The sequence below is a fragment of the Bacillus sp. SIMBA_154 genome (assembly GCF_046536015.1).
Lineage (GTDB): Bacteria > Bacillota > Bacilli > Bacillales > Bacillaceae > Bacillus > Bacillus pumilus_P.
On sequence record NZ_JAWJBV010000261.1, the window covers coordinates 1 to 272 of the forward strand.

Consider the following 272-nt stretch of genomic DNA (forward strand, 5'->3'; position numbering starts at 1 on the left):
TGGTAAAGGTAACAAAGAAAGGTATGTAGCGCTTCATCCTGTGACTAAAGCTGCTTTAGAGGACTGGATAAATATAAGAAGCATACTGAGCGGCCCGATTTTCATAAAAGTATCCAAGAACGGGAGTTTTTCTATAAGAGAAAATAACTTTTTAACAGGAAATGCAATTTATGAGCTATGCAGAAAGTACAACACAGTTGCCCCTCATTCCTTAAGGCGATCTTACGCGACCTGGCTTGATGATAAAGGAGTCAAAATTAGTCGTATCAGTA

The 272-nt window shown here is 38.6% G+C and carries 1 protein-coding gene; it reads left to right on the forward strand.

Annotation, left to right across the window (positions count from 1 at the left end):
* The coding region (locus R0K30_RS21965) for a hypothetical protein (RefSeq protein ID WP_410612959.1) at positions 1-272 on the forward strand (272 nt) is incomplete at both ends.